The sequence below is a fragment of the Mesosutterella faecium genome (assembly GCF_022809315.2).
In the GTDB taxonomy this organism is placed as follows: domain Bacteria; phylum Pseudomonadota; class Gammaproteobacteria; order Burkholderiales; family Burkholderiaceae_F; genus Mesosutterella; species Mesosutterella faecium.
The window spans coordinates 491473-517935 of sequence record NZ_JAKZJU020000001.1 but is presented as its reverse complement, the minus strand read 5'-3'; the positions used below and the strand labels follow the sequence as shown (position 1 = coordinate 517935).

At 61.2% G+C, this 26463-nt stretch carries 22 protein-coding genes and 1 pseudogene; 14 read left to right on the top strand and 9 right to left on the bottom strand.

What is annotated here, in order from left to right:
* Positions 1 to 5 precede the first annotated feature (5 nt).
* The gene (gene gatA, locus MUN46_RS02485) at positions 6 to 1463 is read left to right on the top strand and encodes an Asp-tRNA(Asn)/Glu-tRNA(Gln) amidotransferase subunit GatA (protein ID WP_243376089.1); all 1458 of its coding nucleotides are present in this window, start codon (positions 6 to 8) and stop codon (positions 1461 to 1463) included.
* Between the two features lie 24 nt (positions 1464 to 1487).
* Positions 1488 to 2936 (top strand): Asp-tRNA(Asn)/Glu-tRNA(Gln) amidotransferase subunit GatB, encoded by a 1449-nt coding sequence (gene gatB / locus MUN46_RS02480; RefSeq protein WP_243376088.1) that lies wholly within the window; start codon positions 1488 to 1490, stop codon positions 2934 to 2936.
* 112 nt (positions 2937 to 3048) lie between these two features.
* Here gatB and pyrE read toward each other — a convergent pair whose 3' ends face one another.
* A complete protein-coding gene (gene pyrE / locus MUN46_RS02475) occupies positions 3049 to 3726 on the bottom strand; it encodes an orotate phosphoribosyltransferase (RefSeq protein ID WP_243376087.1) in 678 nt (225 codons plus the stop codon).
* Positions 3727 to 3811: 85 nt separating this feature from the next.
* On the opposite strand from pyrE, the gene MUN46_RS02470 reads away from it, so the two are divergent.
* The 3 genes from MUN46_RS02470 to MUN46_RS02460 are packed head-to-tail and all read left to right on the top strand — an operon-like array spanning position 3812 to position 6630.
* Positions 3812 to 4582 carry an exodeoxyribonuclease III gene (locus MUN46_RS02470; RefSeq protein ID WP_243376086.1) on the top strand — a complete coding sequence of 257 codons (771 nt, stop codon included), beginning with the start codon at positions 3812 to 3814 and terminating at the stop codon, positions 4580 to 4582.
* A gap of 5 nt (positions 4583 to 4587) precedes the next feature.
* Entirely contained in the window at positions 4588 to 5289 is a 702-nt protein-coding gene (locus MUN46_RS02465; protein WP_243376085.1) for a pseudouridine synthase, read from the top strand.
* A gap of 3 nt (positions 5290 to 5292) precedes the next feature.
* On the top strand, positions 5293 to 6630 hold the full coding sequence (locus tag MUN46_RS02460) for an AmpG family muropeptide MFS transporter (RefSeq protein ID WP_243376084.1): 1338 nt from the start codon (positions 5293 to 5295) through the stop codon (positions 6628 to 6630).
* Here the strand turns inward: MUN46_RS02460 and MUN46_RS02455 are convergent.
* A complete protein-coding gene (locus MUN46_RS02455) occupies positions 6614 to 7201 on the bottom strand; it encodes a YecA/YgfB family protein (RefSeq protein WP_243376083.1) in 588 nt (195 codons plus the stop codon). The two genes, MUN46_RS02460 and MUN46_RS02455, sit on opposite strands and share 17 nt — an antisense overlap.
* Positions 7202 to 7248: 47 nt before the next feature.
* On the opposite strand from MUN46_RS02455, the gene MUN46_RS02450 reads away from it, so the two are divergent.
* Positions 7249 to 7656, top strand: coding sequence for a DUF1840 family protein (locus tag MUN46_RS02450; protein WP_243376082.1), 408 nt, complete (start codon positions 7249 to 7251; stop codon positions 7654 to 7656).
* Positions 7657 to 7667: 11 nt separating this feature from the next.
* On the opposite strand, the gene MUN46_RS02445 is transcribed toward MUN46_RS02450, so the two are convergent.
* The 5 genes from MUN46_RS02445 to fmt form a co-directional block, all read right to left on the bottom strand.
* On the bottom strand, positions 7668 to 8318 hold the full coding sequence (locus MUN46_RS02445; RefSeq protein ID WP_243376081.1) for a response regulator: 651 nt from the start codon (positions 8316 to 8318) through the stop codon (positions 7668 to 7670).
* Between the two features lie 64 nt (positions 8319 to 8382).
* Positions 8383 to 10647 (bottom strand): sensor histidine kinase, encoded by a 2265-nt coding sequence (locus MUN46_RS02440; RefSeq protein WP_243376080.1) that lies wholly within the window; start codon positions 10645 to 10647, stop codon positions 8383 to 8385.
* Positions 10644 to 11159: a DUF4390 domain-containing protein gene (locus MUN46_RS02435; protein WP_243376079.1), complete on the bottom strand. Its 516-nt coding sequence runs from the start codon at positions 11157 to 11159 to the stop codon at positions 10644 to 10646. The genes MUN46_RS02440 and MUN46_RS02435 overlap by 4 nt, the downstream gene beginning before the upstream one ends.
* 97 nt (positions 11160 to 11256) lie before the next feature.
* Entirely contained in the window at positions 11257 to 12558 is a 1302-nt protein-coding gene (gene rsmB, locus MUN46_RS02430; RefSeq protein ID WP_243376078.1) for a 16S rRNA (cytosine(967)-C(5))-methyltransferase RsmB, read from the bottom strand.
* The gene (gene fmt, locus MUN46_RS02425; RefSeq protein ID WP_243376077.1) at positions 12555 to 13520 is read right to left on the bottom strand and encodes a methionyl-tRNA formyltransferase; all 966 of its coding nucleotides are present in this window, start codon (positions 13518 to 13520) and stop codon (positions 12555 to 12557) included. Before fmt ends, rsmB begins: the two co-directional genes overlap by 4 nt.
* A gap of 59 nt (positions 13521 to 13579) precedes the next feature.
* Between fmt and MUN46_RS02420 the strand changes: the two genes are divergently transcribed.
* Positions 13580 to 14491 (top strand): alpha/beta fold hydrolase, encoded by a 912-nt coding sequence (locus tag MUN46_RS02420; protein WP_243376076.1) that lies wholly within the window; start codon positions 13580 to 13582, stop codon positions 14489 to 14491.
* Here the strand turns inward: MUN46_RS02420 and def are convergent.
* Complete coding sequence (def, locus tag MUN46_RS02415; RefSeq protein WP_243376075.1) at positions 14483 to 15016, bottom strand: peptide deformylase; 534 nt, start codon at positions 15014 to 15016, stop codon at positions 14483 to 14485. The two genes, MUN46_RS02420 and def, sit on opposite strands and share 9 nt — an antisense overlap.
* A 96-nt stretch (positions 15017 to 15112) precedes the next feature.
* Between def and MUN46_RS02410 the strand changes: the two genes are divergently transcribed.
* From MUN46_RS02410 to MUN46_RS02380, 7 genes and pseudogenes are all read left to right on the top strand, one after another.
* Positions 15113 to 16051: a DNA-processing protein DprA gene (locus tag MUN46_RS02410; RefSeq protein WP_243376074.1), complete on the top strand. Its 939-nt coding sequence runs from the start codon at positions 15113 to 15115 to the stop codon at positions 16049 to 16051.
* A 63-nt stretch (positions 16052 to 16114) separates the two neighbouring features.
* Positions 16115 to 18619 (top strand): annotated as a pseudogene (locus MUN46_RS02405) (DNA topoisomerase III); the annotation flags it as partial.
* Positions 18620 to 18824: 205 nt separating this feature from the next.
* On the top strand, positions 18825 to 19853 hold the full coding sequence (locus MUN46_RS02400) for an amino acid ABC transporter substrate-binding protein (protein WP_243376073.1): 1029 nt from the start codon (positions 18825 to 18827) through the stop codon (positions 19851 to 19853).
* Positions 19854 to 19934: 81 nt separating this feature from the next.
* A complete protein-coding gene (locus tag MUN46_RS02395; RefSeq protein WP_243376072.1) occupies positions 19935 to 21119 on the top strand; it encodes an amino acid ABC transporter permease in 1185 nt (394 codons plus the stop codon).
* Positions 21116 to 22183 carry an amino acid ABC transporter permease gene (locus MUN46_RS02390; RefSeq protein WP_243376071.1) on the top strand — a complete coding sequence of 356 codons (1068 nt, stop codon included), beginning with the start codon at positions 21116 to 21118 and terminating at the stop codon, positions 22181 to 22183. The genes MUN46_RS02395 and MUN46_RS02390 overlap by 4 nt, the downstream gene beginning before the upstream one ends.
* Positions 22184 to 22214: 31 nt before the next feature.
* Entirely contained in the window at positions 22215 to 22658 is a 444-nt protein-coding gene (locus tag MUN46_RS02385) for an SRPBCC family protein (RefSeq protein WP_243376070.1), read from the top strand.
* Between the two features lie 40 nt (positions 22659 to 22698).
* Positions 22699 to 24990, top strand: coding sequence for a Tex family protein (locus MUN46_RS02380; RefSeq protein WP_243376069.1), 2292 nt, complete (start codon positions 22699 to 22701; stop codon positions 24988 to 24990).
* A gap of 63 nt (positions 24991 to 25053) precedes the next feature.
* Here the strand turns inward: MUN46_RS02380 and MUN46_RS02375 are convergent, their stop codons facing one another.
* The gene (locus tag MUN46_RS02375; RefSeq protein WP_243376068.1) at positions 25054 to 26343 is read right to left on the bottom strand and encodes a solute carrier family 23 protein; all 1290 of its coding nucleotides are present in this window, start codon (positions 26341 to 26343) and stop codon (positions 25054 to 25056) included.
* Positions 26344 to 26463 lie beyond the last annotated feature (120 nt).

The window sequence follows — 26463 nt, the reverse complement described above, 5'->3', positions numbered from 1 at the left end:
CCGCTATGAAAGACATTACTCATTGCTCCGTTGCGCAGCTGTCTGAAAAGCTGCACGCCCGCGAAATCTCAGCCGTTGAAGTGGCCCAGCAGTTCCTTGACCGAATCGAGGCCCACAGGGAGCTCAATGCGTTTCTCGACGTCCGCCCGGAAGTGACCCTGGATCAGGCCAGGCGTGCCGATGAGATGCTTGAACAGGGAAAGGGGGGCTTCCTGACCGGAGTGCCTGTCGCCCATAAGGATATTTTTGTGACCAAGGAGTGGTTCTCCACTGCCGCGAGCCGCATGCTGAAGGGCTACAAGAGCCCCTTCGACGCCACTGTCGTTGCGCGTCTGAAGGCCGAGGGGATGGTCTGCCTCGGAAAGCTGAACTGCGATGAGTTCGCCATGGGCTCCGCCAATGAAAACTCGGCCTACGGCAAATGCTTCAATCCCTGGGACAGCCGCGCCGTTCCGGGGGGATCCTCCGGCGGATCGGCCAGTGCCGTGGCGGCCAGGCTCACCCCTGTGGCCACGGCGACGGATACCGGCGGTTCGGTCCGCGAACCAGCGGCTTTCTGCGGCGTGACAGGACTGAAACCCACGTACGGACGTCCCTCGCGCCTCGGAATGATCGCCTTCGCATCCAGCCTTGATACGGCCAGCCTTATGGCTCCCGCCGCGAGGGACATTGCGCCGGTTCTCTCCAAAATGGTTGGCTTCGACCCCAAGGATTCCACCAGCGCAGACCATCCGGCCGAAGATTTCAGCAGAAACCTCGGCAAGCCGGTCGAAGGACTGAGGATCGGGCTGCCCCGCTCCTGGTTCTCCGAGCAGCTCAGCCCGGAGGTTCGGACCTGCATCGAGTCCGTCAGGGATTTCTACCGGGATCGTGGAGCCGTCATCGTGGACATGGATCTGCCCATGGCCAAGCTTGGAGTCCCGGTCTATTACGTGGTGGCCAGCGCTGAGGCCAGCTCCAATCTGTCGCGCTACGACGGCATCCGCTACGGCTACCGCGCCAAGGACTGCGCCACCATGGACGAACTGATCCGCCGTAGCCGCAACGAAGGGCTCGGCGATGAACCCAAGCGCCGAATCATGATCGGAACCTACGTGCTCTCTCACGGCTATTACGATGCCTATTACCTTAAAGCCCAGAAAGTCCGCCGCCTGATCGCCCAGGAATTCCAGAAGGCGTTTGCTGATGTGGATGCCATTTTGTCTCCTGTGGCACCGGGCGCTGCCTATGACTTTGGCGAAAAGGCTGATCCGGTGTCGGCTTATCTCGGCGATCTGTACACCGTTCCTGCGTCGCTTGCCGGCCTGCCCTGCATGAGCATGCCATGCGGCTTTACCGGCTCGGGCCGCCCGATCGGCGCTCAGCTCACGGCCGCTCCCTTCAATGAAGCCCTGCTGCTGCAGCTGGCCGACGCCTGGCAAAGCGAAACCGGCTGGCACGAGAAAGTCCCCGCGGGGTTTTAACTGAGAACGGAAGGAAAACACAAGATGCAATGGGAAGTTGTAATAGGGCTTGAGACCCATGTCCAGCTCTCGACCAAAACCAAGATTTTTTCCGCGGCGGACAACGAGTTTGGCGGCGAGCCGAATTCTCATGCCTGCGCAATTGACATGGCGCTGCCCGGGGCCCTGCCGGTTCTCAACAGGGAGGCCGTCCTCAGGGCCGCGCGCTTCGGTCTGGCCATTGGGGCGAAGGTGGCAGAGAAGTCGGTTTTCGACCGCAAGAACTATTTTTATCCGGATCTTCCGAAGGGCTATCAGATCAGCCAGTTCGAACACCCCATCGTGCTGGGGGGAAAGCTCTCCTGCCTGGTCACCCCGAAGAAGGGAGATCCTTACATCAAAGTGGTTGAACTGACGCGAGCTCATCTTGAGGAAGATGCCGGAAAGAGCAACCATGGGATTCATCCCGGCGAAACCGGCGTGGATCTGAACCGGGCCGGAACACCCCTGATTGAGATCGTGACCGAGCCCGTGATGCACTCCTCCGACGAGGCGGTCGCTTACGCCCGTGCCCTGCATGCTCTGGTGGTCTGGCTGGGCATCACTGAAGGGAACATGCAGAACGGCAACTTCCGCTGCGACGCCAATGTGTCCGTCCGGCCGGCGGGCGACCCGAAACTGGGCACGCGCTGCGAAATCAAGAATCTGAACAGCTTCCGGTTCCTGCAGAGCGCGATTGACTATGAGGTGAACCGTCAGATCGAGCTGATCGAGGATGGCGGGAAGGTGGTCCAGCAGACACGGCTCTACGATCTGGAGAACGACGAGACGCGGCCCATGCGGTCTAAGGAAGACTCTATGGACTACCGGTATTTCCCGGACCCGGACCTCTTGCCCTGTGTGCTGTCGGCTGAAGAAATCGAGGAGCTGCGCCGGAATCTGCCCGAGCTTCCCCACCAGATGTTCGAACGCCTGAAAAAAGAGGACGGCCTGTCGGAGTACGACGCCGGCATTCTCACCTCCAGCCACGCCGTTGCGCAGTACTACGACGAGCTCGCCCACCTGGTCGATGACAAGAAGGCTGCGGCCAACTGGGTCATGGGGGAGCTCAGCAGCGCACTGAAGCAGTCAGAGGGCCTGACGATAGACAAGGCTCCCGTGACGCCTGCAGTACTGGCGGCCATCATGGCCCGCGTGAGCGACGGGACGATCAATCTGAAGGGGGCAAAAAAGGTTTTCAGCGCGGTTTGGAACGGCGAAGGAACCGATGTCGACGGCCTGATCGGAACCCTGGGGCTCAAGCAGATTTCGGATGCCGGCGCCATTGAAAAAATGGTCGATGAAGTGCTGGCCCGAAACGGAGCCATGGTCGAACAGTACAAGTCCGGTAAGCAGAAGGCCTTCAACGCTCTTGTGGGCCAGGTCATGAAAGCGGCTCGGGGAAAGGCCTCTCCGGCGTTGGTGAATCAGCTGCTGCACCGGAAGTTGGATTAAAGGGCAGCCCCCCCCCTGCTTCAGGCCGGGCGGGAGAAAAGGTTTCACGTGAAACCTGCTTTTCCGCCCGCTCCCGGCGAAGGGAGGGGCGGGGAGCCCGAAAGAGCCTGCGTCAGGCTCCGTAGCGGCTGCGGTAGGCGGCAACGGCCTCGGCGTACTCCGCCACGGACCGGGCGGCGTCGCTGCCGCTTCTCATGAAGTTCAAAAGACTGTCCAAGCTTGCGATTGAGACCACTGGGATGTGGAACGAGGCCTCGACATCCTGGACGGCGGAGGTTTCCGTCAGGCTGTCCGCGTTTCCGCCCCTTTCCATGCGGTCAATGGCGATCGCGACCCCTGCAGGCTCGGCGCCTGCTGCACGGATGATGTCGATGGACTCCCGCACGGAGGTTCCGGCGGAGATGACGTCATCGACAATGAGAACCCGCCCCTGCAGGGGGCTGCCGATGATAGTCCCGCCTTCGCCGTGGTCCTTCTTTTCCTTGCGGTTGAAAGCCCAGGGGAGATCGAGTCCTTTTTCGGCCAAATTGATGGCCACCGTGGCGACCAGAGGAATGCCCTTGTAGGCCGGCCCGAAGAGCATGTCGAATTTCAAGGTGCCGTCGCCGGTCTTTTCGAGGATTTTCCGAGCGTAAAAATCCCCAAGTCGATTCAGGGTTGAGCCGGTGTTAAAAAGTCCAGCATTGAAGAAATAAGGGGAGAGGCGGCCAGCCTTGGTCCTGAATTCCCCGAACCGCAGCACTTTGGTTGTCAGGGCGAAATCGATAAAGTCGTGCTCGAGATTGTTCATGGCGTGGAAGAGAGACAGTGTTCGTTGAGAGATTGAGGCAGAATAGGTTTTCTTATATCTTAACCGTCTGCAGTACGTCCTGATCATGACTCGCATCATCACTTTCAATGCCAATGGCATAAGGTCGGCCGATAAAAAAGGCTTCTTCAACTGGTTTGCCGGACAGGATGCGGATGTTTTGTGCGTCCAAGAGCTGAAAGCTCAGGCTGAGACTCTGCCTGAGCACCTCCTGCGGCTTCCCGGCTATGAGTCCCGTTTCCATTTTGCGGAAAAAAAGGGGTATTCGGGTTGTGCGCTTTACACCCGCCTGCCGGCAAAGAGCTGGAAAACAGGCATGGGAGTTCCGGAGTTCGACAGCGAAGGGCGCTTCGTGGCGGCCGATCTTGGATTTGCAGTGGTGATCTCCTGCTATTTCCCTTCCGGTACGAGCGGCGACGAGCGGCAGGCGGCCAAATACAGGTTTCTTGAGGCGATAGTGCCCGTGGTGGACGGCATCAGGGACAGCGGCCGGCAGGTCGTCCTCTGCGGGGACATGAACATCGCCCACAAGGAAATCGACCTTAAAAACTGGAAGGGCAATCTCGATCACAGCGGATTCCTGCCGCAGGAAAGGGCATGGATGACCGAATTTCTCGATCAGCACGGCTGGGTCGATGTGTTCAGGAGACTCGACCCGAATCCCGGGCGCTACACCTGGTGGAGCCAGCGTGGCAAAGCCCGCGAGAAGAACGTGGGATGGCGCATCGACTATCAGCTGGCAACGCCTCAGATCGCCGAGAGGGCCAGGCAGACGTCCATTTATGCAGATGAAAAATTTTCTGACCACGCCCCCCTGATCATTGACTACGATGCGTAAATGCCATGCTTAGTCTCGAGCAGATATTATTTTCCCAGGGCTTCGGCACCCGCCGCGAATGCAGGGGGCTGGTGCTGCGGGGAAGCTTCAGCGTTTCAGGCAAGATCCTGTCGGACCCGGAGCAGGAGCTGCAGGAGCAGGGGCTTGTCTTTTCCGTAGACGGCCAGTCGTGGCCCTACTTCGAGAAGGCAGTCATCGCGCTTAACAAGCCGGCGGGTTACGAATGCTCCGCAAGGCCGGTGTTTCATCCGGTCGTGCTGTCGCTGCTGCCCGCTCCGCTGCGTGCCAGAGGCGTGCAGCCGGTGGGAAGGCTGGACGAGGATACAACGGGGCTGCTGATTCTCACCGATGACGGTGCGCTCAGCCACCGCCTGACGCATCCCCGGAAGCATGTAAGGAAAATTTACCGCGCGGTTCTGAAGCACCCTCTTTCGCCGGATTTCGTTCAAGCCCTGCTGCGTGGAGTGGTGCTTCGCGATGAGCCGCAGCCGCTGGCCGCGCTGGAAGTGAAGCCCGCGGGCGACAGGGAGGTGGAAATCACTGTGGACCAGGGCAGATACCATCAGGTCAAGCGCATGGTAGCGGCCGCCGGCAACAGAGTTGAACAGCTTTCCAGGATCCAGTTTGGGAACTACAGGCTGCCCCAGGACGTTCTCCCCGGTCAGTGGTGCTGGATTGAATCCGCCGCGGCGATTACGGGGAAATAGGCGATGGCAACCGGCCTGTCTTGGATTCAGGGTGCCAAGGGCTATTTGACGCCGCCCTGCATCCGAATGTTTTTTCTTGGCTTCTCTTCAGGCCTGCCGCTGCTGCTGGTTCTGGGCACGCTGGGCTTTCGTCTGAGGGAGGCGCACGTCAGCCTGGTGACCATTGGCTTTATGTCCTGGGTCGGGCTCGTCTACGCCATTAAATGGCTGTGGGCACCCGTCGTGGACCACCTGTCCATTCCTGTGCTGACTGAAAAACTGGGCAGGAGGCGCTCCTGGCTGGCAGCCTCTCAGGTCGCCCTGGCTGCGGGACTGTGCGGCATGGCGTTTGTCGACCCCGCCCAGAGCCTGAAGGCGACCGTGGCCCTCGCAATGTTCACGGCCTTTGCTTCGGCAACCCAGGATATCGTGCTGGACGCCTACCGCATCGAGAGCGCGAGCGTTGAAACACAGGGCATGCTGGCGGCCTCCTACCAGTTCGGCTACCGAATCGCTATGATCTGGGCCGGAGCGGGTGCCCTCGGAATCGCCGCGGCGGTGGCCGGAGTCAACAGCGTCGAGTACGTCCCGCGGGCCTGGACCGTTTCATACCTCGCCATGGCGGCCTCGGTCTCTGTGGGACTGGCCACGGTGCTGCTGTCGCCGGAACCAGCGCCCTCGCGGGACGCACAGGCGGCTCCTGCCGCGGAGTCCGGCCTGCCGGCGAGGCTCCGCGGGATGTTCTGGAGGCCTTTGGCCGACTTCTACGAGCGCTATGGCCGGTGGACGGCGGTTCTGATCGCCCTTGTGGCGATTTACAGAATCTCAGACGTCGTTATGGGGATCATGGCCAACCCCTTTTACTCTGACATGGGCTTTACGAAGGCGGAAGTGGCGGTCGTGATCAAAGTCTTCGGCGTGGCAATGACGCTGCTGGGGACATTCGCCGGGGGGCTCGTCGTCCTGAAAATAGGCGTCCTGAAAGCCCTGATGCTGGGCGGAGCGCTGTCGGCTGGGACGAACCTCCTGTTTTCCCTGCTCGCGGCCGTCGGGCACAGCGTCCCGCTGCTTGCCGTGATCGTAAGCGCCGACAATCTGGCCGGAGGGCTTGCGAGCGCAGCGTTCGTGGCATTCCTGTCGGGGCTGACCAGCCGCAGATTTTCGGCAACGCAGTATGCGCTGCTGTCCTCCATCATGCTGCTGCTGCCCAAGACGATCGCCGGCTTCTCAGGCGTTGTGGTCGACAGCGTCGGCTACAGCCGGTTCTTCATTCTGACGGCCCTGATCGGGGTTCCCGTGATGATCCTGGTCTGGATGATCGGACGCAGCCCCTTTGCGAGGGGCCCTACGCCGGGATCTTGAAGCCTCTCGTCACTTCGGCTATTTCCGCAACGCAGGCTGCGAGATCGTCGAGCGCATCCCGCTCGTCCTTGAGCGGGAAGTCGCGGCAGATCTCCGCAATGGGTTCCGACAGGTCGCCGCGGGCTTCGGGCGGGAGATGCCGGAAAATCCCGAGCAGAGCGCCGTTGACCGCCTGGCTGCCGGTCTCTTCCAGCCCCGGGAACAGGCGTACGGCGGTCAAAAAGCCCAGAGCAAAAGGCGCGAGCTCGTCGCCGCAGGGCCCGTCGTCTTCGAGAATGACGGGGTCGATGGGCGACTTCCCCCTCAGCTGGGAGTCGATTTCCCGGTACCGGCGGTACAGCAGTTCTTCAAGCCGCGGGACGGCCGCGAGAGCCGGTTTTCTGCCTTCAGAGTCGAGAATATAGGGCATCCAGTCCCCGGGGGAGACTTCCTGCGGATGCAGCAGCAGCGCGGTCAGGTACCCGTCGGCTGCGTCGGCCTCCAGAGGATGGTGCTCTTCCGGCACGGAGGTGAGGAGCTCTTCGAGCTCAGCGAATTCGGCATCGGACAGGCGCTCGTTGTTTTTTTTCATAAGTCGGTCTGAACTGCGTATGCTTGTAGACGTGATAGGAGAAGTGTATGGCAATTGTCAGATTCAGTTCAAAGGCTGCCGGCAGCTTTATCCTGATGCCGGAAACACAGAAGCAGATTTTCAAGGTGATCGGCAGGCCTCTGAGCGAAAGCGGGGCCATATCGGCCGAAGACGCGGCTGAATGGATTGAAAAACTCGAGACGGCCGTGGCTCTGGAAAAACAGCAAAGGCAGCGCGCCCAGGAGGAGAGGCGCAGGCGCAGGGAAAAATGCGAGGCTGGCTTCCGCTCACCGGGGCTGCATGCGAAGGAGCTTTTCGAGGAAGAAGACAGGCTGCAGGCCGAGGCGCAGGAGCAGAAAAGCACAGTTCCTTTTTCCGCACGCGTTTATCCGCTGCTGCAGATGCTCAGAAAGGCGCGCAAAAAAGGGGAGATGGTGATGTGGGGCATCCCGTGATGCGTTTCTTGTCAGCCCTTGCTCTTAGGCTGCATCGGGACTTCCAGCTGCTTTATCTTCCTGTACAGGTGCGTACGCTCCAGCCCTGATTTCACGGCCACCTTGGACATGGAATAGTTTTCTTCCTCAAGCAGAACCTGCAGGTAGAGTTTTTCGAATTTATCTCTCGCTTCACGCAGGGGCAGGGAAAAGGAAATGGTGTCGAGCAGCCTGTCGGAGGAGCGGAAGACATCGGCGTGCGGGCCGTTTTTGTCGGCCGCCGCCGCAGAACCGGCGGCGGAAACCGGCCCGGGAAAGCGGCTGTTTTGAAGCGCCGCGTTCACGGCTGTGAGAAGCCGCTTCATGGAGATGGGTTTCTCCAGAAAATCGCTCGCTCCATACCGCGTGGCCTCCACGGCCGTATCGATTGTGGCGTGCCCGGACATCATGATGACGGGGCAGTGAAGCAGCTGCTTGGCGGAAAGCTCCTTTAAAAGCGTGACGCCGTCCATGTCCGGCATCCAGATGTCGAGAAGGACCAGGTTAAAGCTGTCGGACTGAATGGCCTGTCTTGCTTCTTCGGCATTGGCCGCCGTCTGAACTGCGTGTCCTTCGTCGGACAGTATTTCAGAAAGCAGCTCGCGGATGCCTACTTCGTCATCGACAACAAGAAGTTTTGCCATTTACGGCGTCTCCCAAAGGCAGAACAGCCTGGTAATCCCTTTTTAATTGTAAGTCGAACCATCATCAGGCAGTCCCGGCCCGGAAAATGATGCTCACCTGCGCGCCTAGGACCTCACCCCGGTCGTTCTGCAGGTTTCTTATCTTGATCTCCGCCTTGTGTTCATCGACAATCTTTTTGACCATCGGCAGCCCGAGGCCCGTACCGGTCGCCTTGGTGGTCACGTAAGGTTCGAAGGATTTGTGCAGGATGGCCGGAGAGAATCCCGTCCCGTTGTCCGTGACGCTGAGCAGAACGGCGACAGGCTGCCCGCCGTCATGAATGGATTCAGTCGCGATGACGACTTTTCCATCGGGCTTGCCTGACATGGCGTCCAGGGAGTTGCTGATTAGGTTGTGAAAGACCTGCCGGAGCTGCGCCTCATCGGCCAGGATGCAGGGCAGGTTCTCCTCCAGGCGGCTTGAGACCGGCTTGCCCGCCTGGGTGTACAGGTTCACGACTTCTTCCACCAGCTGATTGAGGTCGGTCGGCTGGAGCACGGCCGGGGGCAGCTTGGCATAGTTGCGGAAGTCGTCCACCATCTGCTTCATGGCGGAGACCTGGGTCACGATCGTCGAGACCGATCTGGACAGCAGCTGGGAGTCTTTTTCCGTGAGCTTGCCGGCGAGCTTCATCTCCAGCCGCTCGGCCGCGAGCTGGATGGGAGTGAGCGGATTTTTGATTTCATGAGCCAGCCGCCTGGCGACTTCTCCCCAGGCGATGGCACGCTGCCCGGAGATGACCTGTGTCATGTCATCGATCACGAGCACGAAGCCGGGTTTCGGGTAGCCCGACAGGTGCAGCCGGGAGGCTCTGACAAATAAGGTCATCGGCGTCTGTGAGCCGATTCTGTCGATCTCGATTTCCCGGCGCCTGCTCGTGTTCTCATCGAGCGGATGGGTGAGCTCCAGGGACGGTTCTTTGAGGAAGGAGGCGATCTTTGGCGCCGTTTCCTCCAGCGAGATTCCCGCCCGGGCGACCTCCGGTCCCAGGATTTTCACCGCTCCTTCATTGGCCGTGAGGACATGCAGTCCGGAGTCGACGACAACAACCCCCGAAGAAAGATTGGAGAGGACGCTTTGCAGGAAATGTCCTGTCTGCTCCAGCTCTTCGGTCCGGGCGAGCACTTTTTTCTGCGCTTCCGCGAGCTGGCCGATCATGTTGTTGAAGGACTGGGTGAGCACGTTGATTTCGTTGTGTCCCGCGAATTCCTGAATCGGGCTCAGGTTTCCGCCGGCCACCTTTCGGGTGCCCCGGGCGAGCTGCCGCAGAGGCTCCATCATGATCTGAGTGAAGGCGATGGCAGCAACCAAAGCCCCGAGCGCTGCAAGCAGGAGGCTCACGGTGAGCGACAGGGTGAAGAGTTTCCTGAGGCCCTGCCTGCTGAGCACGAGCTCCTGATAGTCTCTATAGCCGTTTGTAACGGAGCCGATGTTTGTGGCGAGTTCCTGAGGCAGGGGCTCCTGAGTGACAAGAAAATAGGCGGTCTTCCTCAGGTTTTTAAAGTCGCCCTCATGCTGGCCTGGCGTCAGTCCCAGTTCGCCGCCCCACTCGAAGCTCGAGGGGAAGTCCCGGTCTGTGATCGGTGCGGCTGCAAGGACCTGGATGTCCTGGTCTCCGGAGGGTTCCCCGGGATTTTCCAGCAGGGAAGAGTAAACCCCCTTCGCATCGGCAACCGACAGGGTCTCCGAGGAGGGAACCTGGATTTTTTGGCTGCTGTCTGACAGTGAGGTGGTGAGAATTTCGCCGCGGCTGCTCACGATGAGCACATTGCTCAGCCCGTACCGGTCCTTCAGGCGCGGCAGGCTCTCTTCCCACTCTATCTGCGGTATATCCATGAGCGCGTCGCCCAGCAGCGCCGCGCGCTCGGAGGTCTGCTTCTGAAAGCCGGAGACCGCCGCCCGGGAAAGATTGACGCCTGAGTCTAGGGCTGTTTCAACGCGGACATTGAACCAGGAGTCGATCGACCGGCCGATAAACCGCGAAGAAATGGCAAAGAGCAGAAGGCAGGGAAGGATGGCGATGGCCGCGATCTGCAGCGCGAGCCTGGTCGTCATCTGAGAGCCGAACCTGTGCCGCCTCCACTGCCAGAACAGGTTGGTGAACATCCAGATCGTCACCGCCACCAGGGCGCCCGCCACGATGACGTTCAGGATCATCAGGGGGCGGAAATACCGGTCCAGTAGATCGGAGTTGGAGCTCGCCATCGCCAGCACGACCACCAGCGAGCAGACAACGACCGGGACGAGTACGAGAAGGGCCCGGTATCGTTTGGTCCAGAAAATAGTCATGGGGCGGACACGGTCGGAGAGATGGGGAGGCTCACCCAGCCGGAGGTCATGTCCCAGTCTGTCGAACTGATCTGCAGAGGGCGCGGCAATCTGCTTTTGTCCAGCTGGATGCGGATTCGGGCGCTGTAGTCCTGGAACGGTCCCGACACGGCTCTCGGAGAGGCGACGCGCCAGTGCCTTACGGAGCCCAGGACAGACAGGGCTTCCTCAAGCGAAGCGAAGGACTGCGACAGTCCCTCGCCGCCAAGAAAGTATTTTCTCGTGAGGAGACTATAGCTGAGCTTGCGCCTGATGCTGCGCGAGGCGATGTTTTTGTCCGTCCAGTACCAGCGCTTCTGCAGCAGAGAAAATTCAGTGGTGAAGTAAAGGGAAACGCCTCGGCGCAGCGATTCCTCCACGGCTGTGGGCAGGTGGATGGTAAAACTCGCGTTGACATATACGCCTGGCGAGTCTCCAGGTGCCTCCTTGCTGACGGAGCCGCTTGTATAAAAAATCGAGTTTTCTTCCGCCAAGGCGCAGGAAGCTCCCGCCGCAGCCCCTATCAGGATTGCGGCGAGCCAGATGAAAATTCGTCGTAGGAGAGCAGCACCGTTCATAAATGACAGATTATTACTTTCGGTGACGCAGAAGGGTCAGGAAATACCCGTCATGCACGAGGGGCTCCTCCTGCCAGGACCGCTCGTAGTCCTCGTGCGGCAGAAGCAGCCGAGGCCCCTGCTCGCAGCAGGCTTCCGGGTGCCTTCGAAGGAAGGCCTCAATCTGTTCGGTGCCTTCCTCCGGGAAGATGGAGCAGACGCAGTAAAGCAGCCGCCCGTGCTTTTCGAGCAGCGGCCAGAGTGCCTCGAGCAGGTATCTCTGGGTTCTGGCCATGCGGTGGATGTCCTTCTTAGAGTGCTGCCAGGGGATATCGGGGTGCCGGCGGACGATGCCGCTTGCCGTACAGGGCGCATCGAGCAAAATGGCATCAAACTTCCGGCGGTCCCACCAGGACTGGGGTTTGGATGCGTCCGCTGTCTGGACTCGGGCACTGAACCCTAGGCGGTCCAGGTTCTCGAGGATGGCCCGGCAGCGGCTGGGGCTGATGTCGAGGGCCGTGATGTCGGCCTCGGCGATTTCCAGCAGATGGGTTGTTTTGCCGCCCGGAGCGGCGCAGGCGTCCAGAATCCGTTCCCCGTCCGCGGGTGCGAGCATCGGGGCGGCCAGCTGGCTGCCGGCGTCCTGCACGGAGACCATTCCGTCGCTGAAGCCCGGGATGTCAGACACCGGCAGCGCCTTTTCAAGGGTGACGGCGTCCAGCCCCGTTCTCACCGCCTGGATGCCTTGCGAAGCGGCCATCCGGATATAGTCCTCGGGAGTGCTCTGCCGGCGGTTGACTCGCAGCGTCAGCGGAGCTTTGGTTCTCTGCAGCTGCAGCACGGCGTCTGTTTTCTCCCCGAGCGCCCTGCGGTAGGCGGCCAGCCACCAGTCGGGCGCGTTGAAGCAGACGCCTTCCTGCTCGGCCAGCCAGGGCGCGAGCTGGCTACGCTCCCTGCCGTATCGCCTCAAAATGGCGTTTATGAAGCCGGCGCTGGCTTTGGTTTCAGGCATCAGCCGGGCGGCCTTGACGGCCTGGTCGAGCGTCACGAAATCCTTTTCGGGATGCACGATCATCCGGGCAAGCGCGGCTTCCAGTAGCGCGCAGACGGGGCGTTCGGGCTCGCGTTTGGCGAATCGTCCGATCAGTTTGTCCGCTGCGGCCAGATTGCGGACGGTTTCATAGGAAACGGCCTGGATAGCGGACTTGAGGACGGAATCGGTTATCCGGCTGTGGACAGACTCGACGGCATGATCGAGCGAGGCCCCGTCGCAGGCCATGGCCAGTCGAACCTGAACCGCATACACAAAGACGGTGGCTAAATCCGCTGAATTCATTTAAAGGTTTCTCCGATGTGCAGCGGGAAGCTTTGCAGGAAAGGCTTCCAGTTCATCCGTTTTTTACCGGGCTTCTGAAGCTCGAGGATCCGCAGAGCTCCGATTCCGGCGGCTATCGTGATGCCGTCCTCCAGCGAGATGATGGTGCCTGGGGCGGCATCGGCCCTTTCAAGCCTGACGGGTTCCGCGGCCCAGAACTTGATGGCGGTGCCGCGCACGCTCGAAGAGCAGGACGGAAACGGGTTGAAGGCCCTGATGCGCCTGCAGATGAGGCCGGCGCTGGCCTCCCAGTCGACCCGGGCCTCCGTTTTGAGGAGCTTGGAGGCATAGCAGGCGCCCGCCTCGGGCTGCGGCGTGCACGTGAGCTCAGGGGCCCGTTCTAGGTCCTTGACGAGCAGCTCCGAGCCGATGCGGGCGAGCCGCTCGGTCAGGCTCGCAGTTGTGTCCTGATCTTCGATGTCTGTGAAGACCGTGTCGATCATGGGGCCGGTGTCCAGCCCGGCCTCCATTTTCATCAGGGTCACGCCGGTCTGCGGGTCGCCGGCCTCGATGGCCCGCGCCACAGGGGCGGCCCCGCGCCAGCGCGGCAGCAGGCTGGCGTGGATGTTGATCGCCTTGATGGCGCGATTCCGTCCGATGCCGGCCGGCATGTCAAGAATGGCCTGGGGAATAATCAGGCCGTAGGCCGCGACGATGAGAACATCTGCTCCCTGGGCCTTGATGAGGCTGTGGGCTTCCTCGGCCGGTGCGCCGCCCTTGGCGATGCTGAGTGTCACGGGAGTGGCCACGGGAATATGATGGGCCAGCGCCACTGTTTTAACGGCGCTGGGGGTCAGCTTCATGCCCCGGCCGCAGGCCCTGTCGGGCTGGGTGAGAACCAGGCATACCTCGTGGCCGGCGCCAAGAAGGGCTTCCAGCGCACACGCTGCAAAATCCGGGGTGCCTGCAAAAATAATTTTCATGTCGGAATTCCAATGCCGAAACGGGCTCGATGCCTGTGGGAATGGAGGTATTGTAAAAAATGCGAGCAAAGGCAAGCAACGGCGTCCGTCTGGCGGTGACGGAGATGGGAAGCGCCGCCGGGGAACCGGTTCTTCTGATACCGGGGCTCGGAATGCCGGGATGGCTCTGGCCGAGGTCTTTCACCGGCTGTCTGGTAAAGCGCGGATACCGCGTGGTGGTCATAGAGAACCGTGATTCAGGGAACTCGCCCTATATGGAAGGAAAAGTGGGCATGCCGACGCTTTTGGCCTCCATCTTCAAGGACCTTCTGCGGCTCAGAGTAGAGGCGCCTTACGATCTGGAGGATATGGCGCGGGACGCGCTCCGCACCGCCAATGATCTGAGCCTGGAGCGATTCCATGTCGGGGGAATTTCAATGGGCGGGATGGTGGCTCAGGAGCTGTGCCGGCTTGCGCCGGACAGGGCTGTGAGCCTCACATCCATTTCTTCTGCCACCGGGAACCCGAGAACGGGGCTCGGGCGGCTAAGCGCCGTCAGCGCGGTTGTGTTCTCTTCCCCCGGAGCGGGCTCAAGGCGGGAGGCGGCGCACAGCATGGACCGGCTCCTCGGGGCCATTGGGTCGCCCGAGTTTCCGAGGACCGAGCAGGAGAAGAGAGCCATTCTAGAGCGGCTGACGCCCGGCGATCGGGCGCAGGAAGGCATGCGGCGGCAGCTTCTGGCTATTCTGAAAAGCGGCGACCGCAGGCCGGCAGTTTCGCAGATTCGGACCCCAACCCTGGTGCTTCACGGCAGCCGCGATCCGCTGTTGCCTCCCGAGGCGGGCCGGGAGACCGCCCGGCTGATTCCCGGGGCGAAGCTGCTGATGGTGAGCGGCATGGGACACGACTTTCCGGAGGCTCTTGGCGCCAGGCTCGGAACGGCGATGGCCGGGCACATGGCCGCTCATCCGATCAGTAAGCGGTCAGCGTGACTCGCTCTCGGCTCTCTTTTTTTTCGCCTCGAGCTTGAGTTTGTGCAGTTTCTTCAGGTCGCGGTCTTTTTTCAGCCGGCTCAGGTGGTCTACGAACACGATGCCGTCGAGGTGGTCGAGCTCGTGCTGCACGCACACGGCGAGCAGTCCGTCGCAGTCTTTTTCGAAAAAGTTCCCCTGCAGGTCCTGCGCCCTCACGGTGACTTCCGCCGGACGCTTCACTTTGTCCCAGATCCCGGGCAGCGACAGACAGCCTTCCTCGCAGACCTTGGTTTCTTCCGAATAGGCGGTGATCTGGGGATTGACCAGCGTAAGCAGCTGATTTTTCTCTTCAGAGACATCGATGACGACCAGGCGCAGCGTCTTTCCAACCTGAGGTGCGGCCAGGCCGACGCCCGGAGCGGCGTACATCGTTTCGGCCATGTCTGCGGCGAGCTGGGCCAGCTTTTCGTCAAACTCGGTGACCGGGGCGCAGTGTTCCGCAAGGACAGGGTTCGGATAAATAACAATAGGCAGTTTGGCCACGTCATGCTCCAGAGAATGGGCCGGGCTGGAGCGGGGCTCTGGATGCCCGGCGGAGAATAGGCGAAAATTGTAATTCGATTTTTACGAGGCGCGCCCGTGAATGAGAATCTGAAGATATCAGAAAACGAATTACGCGCCTGGCTGGTTCTTTCCTCCGCGCCCGGCCTCGGTCTGAAGGATGCCGTCGCCCTGCTGAGGGCGTACGGCGGCCCGGAGGGCGTCCTGGAGGCCGGGCCGCACCGGCTGCAGTCCAGGCTTTCCCCAGAACAGGCGCGGCAGGTCGCGGGTCCGATGGATGAGCAGAGACAGCGCTCCGTCGAACTGGCGCTCGAGTGGACGAGCCGGGAAAGGGGGGCGTTTGCCGTCACGCTGGCTGATTCCGACTATCCCCGGGGGCTGCTGCAGCTGTCCTCTCCGCCTTTCGTCCTGTTCGGGCTGGGCCGAAGGGAGCTCCTCCGGCGCCGGTTCGTATCGATATTCGGCTCCCGGCGCCCTTCGCCGTCGGGCGCCCGGACGGCCCGCGAATTTGGAGCGGGGCTCGGTCATGCGGATCTGGCTCTGGCCAGCGCCATGATGGAGGGAGTGGACGCCGAGTCTCTGAAAGGGGCTCTGTCTGAAGGAGGCGACGCTGCCGTTGTCTGCGCGACGCCACTGAACCGCGTCTATCCGCCCCAGTGCCGGGATCTGATGGCCGAGGCGGCCCGCAGGGGACTTGTGCTCGGCTTTCTGATGCCGGGCGCCCAGTTTTCGGAGGCCAACCTGCGGGCCCGCTATTATCTTCTCGTGGCCCTGTGCCAGGCCGTCGTGATCATGGAGGCCGGAACGATGTCCAAGGCCGTCGGGATGGCTAAAATCGCAGCCGATCTGGGACGCGATGTTCTCGCTGTGCCGGGCGATATCCACAGCCCTCACTCCAAAGGCCCGAACCATCTGATTAGGAACGGAGCCACGCTGGTGGAAAGCGTGCAGGATATCGCAAACGAAATCAACAGGCTGTCTGATCCGAGGATCCGCCTTTCCGACAGGCGGGACTGAAAGCACCGGCCTGAAGTTGCTGTTATCCTGAAAAATATACCTATCTTTTTCTCTTGGACCCCCATGAGCAAAAAACTGATCATTGCAGAAAAGCCTTCCGTCGCCAACGACATCCAGAAAGTTCTGGGCGGAATGGAAAGAAAAAAAAGCGATGCTGGAGACTATTTTGAGGGCGACCAGTATGTGGTAGCCAGCGCTGTCGGTCATCTGCTGGAGCTGGCGGTCCCTGACAAATATGACGTCAAGCGGGGGAAGTGGACCTTTGCGCACCTGCCCCTTATTCCCCCGAAGTTCGAGCTGAAGCCCATCGCGAAAACCGCCCCGCGGCTGAAGCTGCTCGCGAAGCTGATCAAGCGCAAGGACATTACCGGACTCATCAACGCTTGCGATGCGGGCCGCGAGGGAGAGCTCATTTTCCGCTACATCGTGCAGGCCACGAAAGCGAAGCAGCCGATACAGAGGCTCTGGCTGCAGTCGATGACCCCGGCGTCCATTCGAAGCGCCTTCCAGCATCTGAGGTCCGATGAAGAAATGCAGTCGCTTGCTCAGGCCGCACGGAGCCGCTCGGAGGCCGACTGGCTGGTCGGGATCAACGGAACGCGGGCCATGACAGCCTTTAACAGCAAAAACGGCGGCTTTTTCCTGACCACGGTGGGCCGGGTCCAGACGCCGACGCTCGCCGTGGTGGTGAATCGCGAGGCGGAGATCCGCGCCTTCAAGCCCAGAGAGTACTGGCAGGTGCAGGCTTCCTTCAGCTCTGAGAACGGGACTTATGAGGGCCTGTGGTTCGACCCGTCGCAAAAGACGGACGGGGAGAACCGGCCCGATAGGATCTGGGAGCGCGAGAAGGCGCAGGCCGTGGCCGCGAAATGCCGGGGCAAGCCGGGAAGGGCGACAGAAAGCCGTAAGCGGGTCAAGCATTCCGCGCCCCCGCTGTTCGATCTGACGACTCTGCAGCGCGAGGCGAACAATCGCTTCGGCTTTACCGCCAAGACGACCCTGGCCCTGGCGCAGGCGCTTTATGAAAAGCACAAGGTGCTGTCGTATCCGCGAACGGATGCCAAGTGCCTGCCGACGGACTATGTGCCGGAGGCGCGAAAGACGCTGTCGCTTCTCTCGCAGCTGCCGCAGTTCAGCCGCATTGCCTCGCAGCCGCTCAGCGGGGGCTGGGTGAAGCCCGACCCGAGGATCTTCAACACGGCGAAAATCAGCGACCATTTCGCCCTGGTGCCTTTGTCGGATCACCTTCCATCCAAGCTCTCGGAGCCGGAGGCCAAGATATACGACATGATCGCACGCCGCTTCATGGCCGTTTTTTATCCGGCAGCCGAAGTCGATGAGACGACGCGCATTACTGAAGTCGAGGGCGAATCCTTCCGGACCAAGGGAAACGTACTGGTCAAGCCCGGCTGGCGCGAAGTCTACGGGGCAGACGCAGCCGGCGCCCAGGCGGGGCTTCCCGCACTGAATCCCGGCGAAACCGTCAGGACGGACGAAGTGAAGACTCTGGAGAAAACGACTCTCCCTCCGCCGCGCTACACGGAAGCCACCCTGCTGTCGGCCATGGAAGGCGCGGGCAAAATGGTGGAGGACGACGCCCTGAGATCGGCTATGCAGGAAAAAGGAATCGGCACGCCGGCCACCCGGGCCGCCATCATCGAAGGATTGATTGTCCAGAAGTATCTTCTGCGCGAGGGCAGGGAGCTGCGGCCTACGGCCAAGGCTTTCGAACTGATGACTCTGCTGAAGGGGCTGAAGATCGAGGAACTGTCCGAGCCGGAGCTCACGGGCGAGTGGGAGAGCCGCCTCGCGCAGATTGAAAAGGGAAGCCTCTCGCGAGAAGAGTTTATGGACGGCATCAGGGACATGACCCGCAGGATTGTGGATGCAGCCAAGCAGTACGAGGGAGACTCCGTGCCGCTGGCCAACCCCATCCATCTGAAGCAGCGCTGCCCGAAGTGTGGGGGCGAGGTTGTAGAGACGTTCCGCCGGTATGCCTGCACCAATAAGGACTGCGACTTCAGCCTGTCCAAGCACCCGGGGGGACGCACCTTTGAGCCCGAGGAGGTCGAGGAGCTGATCGCCAAGAAGAAGATTGGGCCGCTTACGGGGTTTGTGAGCAAGCAGGGCCGGCCTTTTGCAGCTGTGCTGCGCCTCACGCCGGCTCCTGACTACAAGCTGGAGTTTGTTTTTGACGGTCCGTCGCGCGAGGACGCAGACACCGCCGCGCCCGACCTCAGCGCGCTTAGTCCGATCGGGGTCTGCCCTGTCTGCGGAGGGAAGCTCTACGAGCTGCCCATGGCCTACGCCTGCGAGAACGCACTGAAGGGAGGCACCGGGAAATGCTCCTTCCGCGTGGGAAAGGTCATTTTGCAGCAGGAGCTGGATCGGAAAGAGTTCGAGAAGCTCCTGAAGGAAGGCAAGACCGATCTGCTGAAGGGGTTCGTTTCCAACAAGACGCACAGGAAGTTTTCGGCCTTCCTCAGGCTCGACAGCAAGGGGAAGGTGGGTTTCGAGTTCGAGGAACGGGCGCCCAGGGCCGCGGGTCAGAAAAAGAAAGGAGCGCGCTGAGCTCTTCTTCGCTTTAAGTCAAAAAAAGACGGCGGCAGGGGGCCGAAATAGCTAATATCAACTAAGCGGCCCTGTTTTTTGACGGGGCCGGTCTGCTAAAGTTTTCAATAATAAGTTCCTCTTTTGCTCCGGAGCGCCTGTCTGCACGGGAGCCGCGCCGGGCGGCGGGGGAAGAAAACGTAGGACCGTCAGGGAGAAAACCATGAAGCTTCGTAAAAAGGTAGTGTCAGCCTTCGCCATCGCGGCAGCCGCTGCGCTTTGCGCTTCGCCGGCCTTCGCCGGGAAAACCCTCAATGCCGTCAAGCACCGCGGCACGCTAATCTGCGGCGTCAACACAGCCGCTCCCGGCTTTTCCAATGCCGACAGCAAGGGGCATTGGAGCGGCCTTGATGTGGACATCTGCCGGGCGGTGGCCGCCGCAGTTCTGGGCAATGCTAACAAGGTGAAGTATGTGCCGCTTGCCTCCGAGCAGCGCTTTACGGCCCTGCAGTCAGGCCAGATTGACCTGCTCGCCCGCAATACGACGTGGTCCATGAGCCGCGACGCTTCCCAGGGCTCTGTTTTTGTCGCCGTAGACTACATCGACGGGCAGGGCTTCATGGTGCCCAAGAAGTACAAGATTAATTCCGCCAAAAAGCTGAACGGGGCGACGATCTGCGTCCAGACCGGGACCTCCAGCGAGAAGAATCTGGCGGATTTCGCCAGGGCGAACAACATTAAATACAAGCCGGTCGTGTTCAGCACGACGGAGGCCACGCAGGGTGCCTTCATTTCCGGACGCTGCCAGGCCTATACGACAGACCGCTCCGATCTGGCCGGCGCCCGACTGAGGGCCAAGAATCCCAATGACTTCGTCATCCTGCCGGACACCATTTCCAAAGAGCCTCTTGGCATGGCCATCCGCCGCGGGGACGACGACTGGTTCCAAATTGTGCGCTGGTCTTTCTACACCATGCTCGAGGCCGAGGAGCTGGGCATAACGAAGAACAACGTGGACTCCATGAAGAACAGCCGCAACCCGAATGTCCGCCGCCTCCTCGGGCTGGAGGAGAATCTGGGGCAGATGATCGGTCTGGACAAGCAGTGGTCCTACCGCATCATCAAGCAGGTCGGCAACTATGGCGAGTCTTTTGAAGCCAATCTCGGGCCGAAGACTCCCCTTGGCCTGTCGCGCGGGCTGAACCGCCTGTGGACAAAGGGCGGGCTGCTGATGGCTCCCCCGATGCGCTAAAAGAAGCATGAAAAGGCAGGCCGCCCGCCTCAGGGAAAGGCCGCGGGCCTGCCTTTAACCCAAAGTTCTTTCCAAAACCATATGTTCGGTTACAAAAAAGCAGAGCCGCCCTACGGAGACGCCGCCTGGCGCCGCAGACAGCAGATCAGAAAGTTCAGGGAGGCTGTGATACAGCTGGCCATCGCGGGGGGCCTCCTGGCGTTTTTCCTTCTCCTCGCGTCCAATGTCTCTGAAAACCTGGCCGCCAGGAACATTCAGAACGGATTCGGTTTCCTAAGCCATCCGGCGGGCTTTGAGATCGGAGAGTCGCTGATCCCCTTCAGCTCATCGGACTCTTTTCTGAGAGCCTTCACCGTGGGGATCCTCAACACTCTGAAAGTGGCTGTCGTCAGCATTTTTACCGCCACAATCCTGGGCATCGTCGTCGCCTTTATGAAGATTTCGCGCCAGCCGGTTGTCCATTTTTTAGGCTGGGCGCATGTGGAGCTTTATCGCAACATCCCCCTGATCGTGGGGCTGCTCGCTATTTACACGGTGATTACGGAGCTGCTGCCGGACATGGAGGCCGCGGTCGGTTCGGATGCGTGGCTCACCCTCGATAAGGCGGGGCTGCAGTTCGCCGTGCCGGTCCACAACACGGCGGCCTGCCTCGCGGGGCTGCTTGCCGGTCTGGCCGCTGCGGTGCTCACGCGCCGCATCGTTCTGAGGGCTTCTACCTTTCTGGTAGCCTGGCTTGCGGCGTTCGGGGTCTTTTTCCTCACGGCGTTCCTGGTCTGGGCCATCTGCGGGCAGCTGCAGGGCTGGAGCCATCCGGCCGTCAACGGCTTCCTTGTTGAGGGCGGCGGATCCCTGACACCGGAGTTCCTGGCTCTTTGGCTCGGGCTCACCCTTTTTTCGTCCGCCTCCATCGCGGAGGTCATCCGGGCCGGGATTCAGTCTGTTGGCATCGGGCAGTGGGACGCGGGACTCGCGCTGGGCCTGTCTCCGCTCCAGACCTCGAGCTACGTCATTTTCCCGCAGGCCATGAAGCTGGCCATTCCGCCCTTGTCCAGCCAGTTCATGAACCTCACGAAGAATTCCTCTCTTGCTGTGGTCATCGGTTATCCCGATGTCGTATGCATTGGCAACACCTCCATCAATACCACCGGGCAGGCCCTCGAAATGATCTGCCTCATCATGCTGGTGTACCTGCTGTTGAACCTCATTACGTCCGTCATCATGAACGTGGTTAACGCGCATTTCATGCGGACAGGAGCGGCCGCATGAAGACACTGAACTTTCTTTCTGCGCGGACGGTGCGCGGTCCCGCCGGGTGGCTCTCGGCGGGCGCGACCCTGCTTGGCGTTCTGATCGGCGCCGTCTTGCTGTGGCGCTTTGCCCAGTGGGGGCTGGCCGATGCGGTGTTTCGGGCGGACGCAGAGGCCTGCCACCGGGCGTCCGGCGCCTGCTGGGGGTTCATCGCCGAGAAGTGGCGCCTGATCATTTTTGGCCGCTTCCCTTACGAGGAGCAGTGGAGGCCGGCCGTCGGCATGGCCATCATTCTTGTGATGCTCGTGCTCACGGCCCTGCCACAGTTCTGGAACAGGAAGGGCGTGCGCTTCCTTATTGCGGGGTGGGCAGCTTCCCTGGCCGTTTTCTTTGCACTGATGTACGGCGGCGTCTGGGGGCTCGAGGAGGTTGATTCCGATTCCTGGGGCGGCCTGCCGCTTACCGTGATGCTCACGCTGATCGGCATGACGGCCTCGGCGCCCATCGGCATCCTGCTGGCCCTCGGAAGGCGATCCGAACTGCCGCTGGTCCGCAACCTGTGCACGGCCTATATCGAGCTGGTTCGCGGAGTTCCTCTGATCACCGTGCTGTTTGTCGCGGCTTTCGTGTTCCCGCTGCTGATGCCCGCGGGCTCAGAGTCCTCGACTTTCTGGCGGGTGGCTGTGGGCATTGTTCTGTTCCAGGCCGCCTATATGGCAGAGACCGTGCGCGGCGGGCTGCAGGCCATTCCGCCCGCTCAGATGGCGGCGGCGGAGTCCCTGGGACTTTCAAGGCTCCAGGCTTACCTGTACGTGCTGCTGCCTCAGGCCCTGGCGGCCGTGATACCGGCCTTTGTCAACAGCCTGCTGTCGACCTTCATGGACACCTCGCTGGTGACGGTCGTGTCCATGTATGATCTCCTCGGAAGCCTGAGACTCGCGCTCGGAGATCCCGTCTGGAGGGAGTTTTTTGGCATCGGGTATCTTTTCGTAGGGTTCATTTATTTCGTCACCTCTTTCCTGATGTCCTGGTACAGCCAGTGGCTTGAGAAAAGAATAAAGCGCGGTACGGTGCGCGCCTGAACCCGGGGTGGAAGAAGGCACGATCAGAAAAATGAAGGTTTTTTCACACTCAATAGAACTGAAGGGGGTCGGGAAGAGCCGGTCCTGGGAGGCGCTGGAGCATTTTGCCAGGCATCCGGACCTGCTCCTGCCGGGCTGCGAGGGCTCAGAGGTCCATGAGTTCACTTCGGAGGACGGAAACCGCTGGCTGCGCAGGGTGAAGAACTTCGGGGCCGTCAGCGTCGAAGACCATGTTTTCCTGCAGCCGGACGGGCACTTGGAAATTCACGTGGCCGCGAGCCGGGAATGGCCCCGCAGCTGGCAGGAGATTGACATCGAGGAAACCGCCGAGGGGGTGAGGTTTCGCTTCACATACAGCCAGGAAACTCCCCAGTCTTTTGAAACGCCGCGGATTCTGCAGCTTCGCAACGAAGCTTATCGAAACAAGGATCAGGGGCTCGTCCGCCTCATCGCCCAAAAGCTGTCGGCCGCCTGAGCGCTCCGCTGCCTCAGGCCCTGCCCGCGATATTGAAAAAATGGAAAATCTTCTCAGCAAAATTGCATCCGTCATTGCCTCTGAAATCCACTGCGGGCCGGCGCAGGCCGCGGCCGCAGTCTCTCTGCTGGAGAAAGGCGCGACGGTTCCGTTCATCGCCCGCTACAGGAAGGAGGCGACAGGCGGTCTCGATGACACGCAGCTGCGGGCGCTCGAAGAGCGCCTTCTCTACCTGAAGGAGCTGGAGGAGCGCCGGGGAGTCATCCTTGACTCCATCCGGCAGCAGGGCCGGCTTACGCCGCAACTGCAGGAACAGATTCTTTCGGCCGGGAGCAAGCAGCGGCTTGAAGACCTGTACCTGCCGTTCCGGCCCAGAAGGCACACGCGGGCGCAGAAGGCCCGCGAGGCTGGGCTGGAGCCCCTTGCAGAAAAACTGTTCGCCGATCCCCGGCTGGTCCCGGAGGCAGAGGCTGCGGCGTATCTTTCCGAGGCTTTTCCTGACGCCGCTTCGGCGCTTGACGGCGCCAGGGACATCCTGGCCGATAAGTTCTCGACCGATGCGGAGCTCGTTGGAAAACTGAGAGCTTATCTTTGGAAAACAGCGGATCTCTGCTCCGAGGTCATCGAGGGAAAGGAGCGGGAAGGTCAAAAGTATGAGGATTACTTTCATTTCAGGGAGCCGCTGCCAGAGGTGCCTTCGCACCGGGTTCTCGCTATTTTCCGCGGCCGCTCCGAGGGGATCCTCTCGGTCAGGGTGGCTCTGCCGGAGGACCTGGAGGAGACAAGGCCTCATCCGTGCCAGGCAATGATCGCCGAACAGGAGGGCATCACGTTCTCGGGGCGGCCCTCTGAAGACTGGCTGATGGGCGTCTGCCGCTGGACCTGGAGGGTCAAGTGCCTCACGGCGCTCGAGACCGAGCTTTTCCAGAAGCTGAGGGAGGGTGCGGAGGAAAAGGCCATAGCCGTTTTCGGCTCCAATCTGCAGAACCTGCTGCTCTCGGCGCCTGCCGGCCGCAAAGGCGTCATCGGGCTGGATCCCGGAATACGGACGGGCGTGAAGGTGGCCGTCATTTCTGACACGGGTGCGGTCCAGGCTACGGCGGTGATCTATCCGTTCCCGCCGAAAAACGACAGAAAGGGAGCCCTTGAGGCGCTGTACCGCCTTGCCCTGAAGTACCGGCCCCGCCTCATCAGCATTGGAAATGGGACGGCTTCCCGCGAAACGGACCGTCTGGCCGGCGAACTGCTGCGGCAGCACCCGGAGCTGCATATGGCCAAAGTCGTCGTGAGCGAGGCGGGGGCCAGCGTCTACTCCGCCAGCGAACTGGCTGCGGAAGAGTTCCCGGACATGGACGTGAGCTTCAGGGGAGCGGTGTCGATTGCCCGCAGGCTCCAGGATCCGCTCGCGGAGCTGGTGAAGATCGACCCCAAGGCGATTGGCGTAGGTCAGTATCAGCATGACGTGAATCAGGCCAGCCTGGCGAGAAAGCTGGATGCCGTTGTGGAGGACTGCGTCAATTCAGTCGGCGTGGATCTCAACACTGCGAGCCCGATGCTCCTGGCCCGGGTGTCGGGCCTGAACTCCCGGACAGCCCGCTCCGTGGTGCAGTGGCGCGACAGCCACGGAGCCTTTCAGAGCAGGGAGCAGCTGCTGCAGGTCCCCGGGCTTGGACAGAAGACGTTCGAGCTCGCGGCGGGTTTCCTGCGCATTCCCGGAGCAGTCAATCCGCTGGACGCCTCGGCGGTGCATCCGGAGGCCTATCCGCTGGCCCGGCTGATCGCCTCGCGGTCGGGCCTCAGTCTCGAGTCGCTCATCGGCAACCATGACGCGCTGCGCAGGCTGAGGGCTGCGGATTTCGTAACCGAGCGTTTCGGCCTGCCCACGATCAAGGACATTTTCAGCGAGCTGGAGAAGCCGGGGCGGGATCCCCGGCCGGACTTCGTCACGGCCAGATTCGCAGAAGGGGTCGAGGAGATCTCGGACCTCCGGCCGGGCATGACGCTCGAGGGCGTCGTGAGCAATGTCACGGCCTTTGGCGCCTTTGTCGATATCGGGGTCCACCAGGACGGTCTGGTGCATATCTCCGAGCTTTCCGACTCCTTCGTCAAGGATCCGGCAGCGGTGGTCCGGGTCGGGCAGATCGTGAAGGTGCGGGTGCTGGACGTGGATGCGGAGCGCCGCCGGATCGCCCTTTCCATGAAGCAGCGCTCCGCCGGCGCGCCTTCTGCCGCAGGAGCCGCGCGCGGCAGGAGGCCGGGCTCCCCGCAGCGCGGGCGGCCTGAAGGCTCCATGGCGGAGGCCTTCAGGAAGGTGTTTCAGAAAAGGGGCTGATGGCGCTCCGTGAATAGCGGATGGCGCGCGCCTTGCCGCCTGGGCTCAAGACGCGCGCATGGGTTACTTAAGAGACCTCTTTTCGCCGAGGCTCATGATGGCATTGAGGATGATGGCTCCGAACGTGGCTGTTCCGATGCCTCCCATGGTGAATCCTCCCAGGGAGAGCGAAAAGTCGCCTCCCCCCAGAATGAGAGTTACGGCAGCCACGATCAGGTTGCGGTTGTTGCTGAAATCCACGTGATTTTCAACCCAGATTCTGGCGCCGGCAATGGCGATGAGGCCGAACACGACAATGGACATGCCGGCAAGGATAGGCTGGGGGATGGTGTGGATGAGGGCCCCGAACTTGGGCGAAAAGCCCAGCAGAATGGCAATCGCAGCCGCCACGGGAAACAGCAGCGTGGAGTACACCCTTGTGGCAGCCATGACCCCGATGTTCTCCCCGTAGGTCGTTACGCCGGTGCCGCCCACGCTGGCGGAAATCATTGTCGCAAGCCCGTCGCCCATGAACGCGCGGCCCATGTAGGGATCGAGATTCCGGCCGGTCATCGCGGTGACGGCCTTCACGTGTCCAAGGTTTTCTGCCACCAGAATAATCACCACGGGCACGATGAGCAGAACGGCGTCTGCCCGGAACACGGGATGCTGGAAATTGGGCACGCCGAACCAGGCCGCGTCGGCGATGATGGAAAAATCAATGGGCTTTCCCAGGCCGAAACCGTTGGCAAGGATGGCGTATATGACGTAAGCGATGGAAAGGCCGATCAGAATGAGCAGCTTCTGGGCGAACCCCCGCGTATAGACCGCGACGCCCCCGACGCACAGCACGGACAAAATAGCGATCCAGGCGTCGAAATTCGTCTGACCGATGCTTTTGCAGGCCGTCGGGGCCAGATTCAGGCCAATCACTGCGACCACGGCGCCGGTGACCACCGGGGGCATGAGCTTTTCGATCCAGTTGACCCCCACCGCCTGAACAACGAGCCCGATGAGGAAATAGACCAGGCCGCAGGCCAATATTCCGCCCAGCGCCACGCTGATGTTTGGATTGAGCCCGGAGCCGGCCACATAGCCTGTGGCAGCGATGACCACTCCGATGAAAGCGAAGGAAGATCCCAGGTAGCTGGGGATCCGGCCGCCGACAACAAGGAAAAAGATGAGGGTTCCGATGCCGCTCATGAGTACGGCGACATTGGGGTCGAAGCCCATGAGGATCGGGGCGAGAATCGTGGAACCGAACATCGCCACGACGTGCTGTATGCCCAGTGCAATGGTCTGGGAGGCTGGCAGTGCCTCGTCAGGGGCGATCACGCCCGAGGTTTTAATCTGCCATTTTGGAAAGTAGCTCATAGGATCTGGCCGCCATGAAAGGGGAGAGGAAAATCTGCATACGGCCGGAATTTTAACGTTACGGTAAAGGTTTTTGGCTCGGCCTACCGGAAAGCTTGCTAAAATTCAAAACCTTTCTGA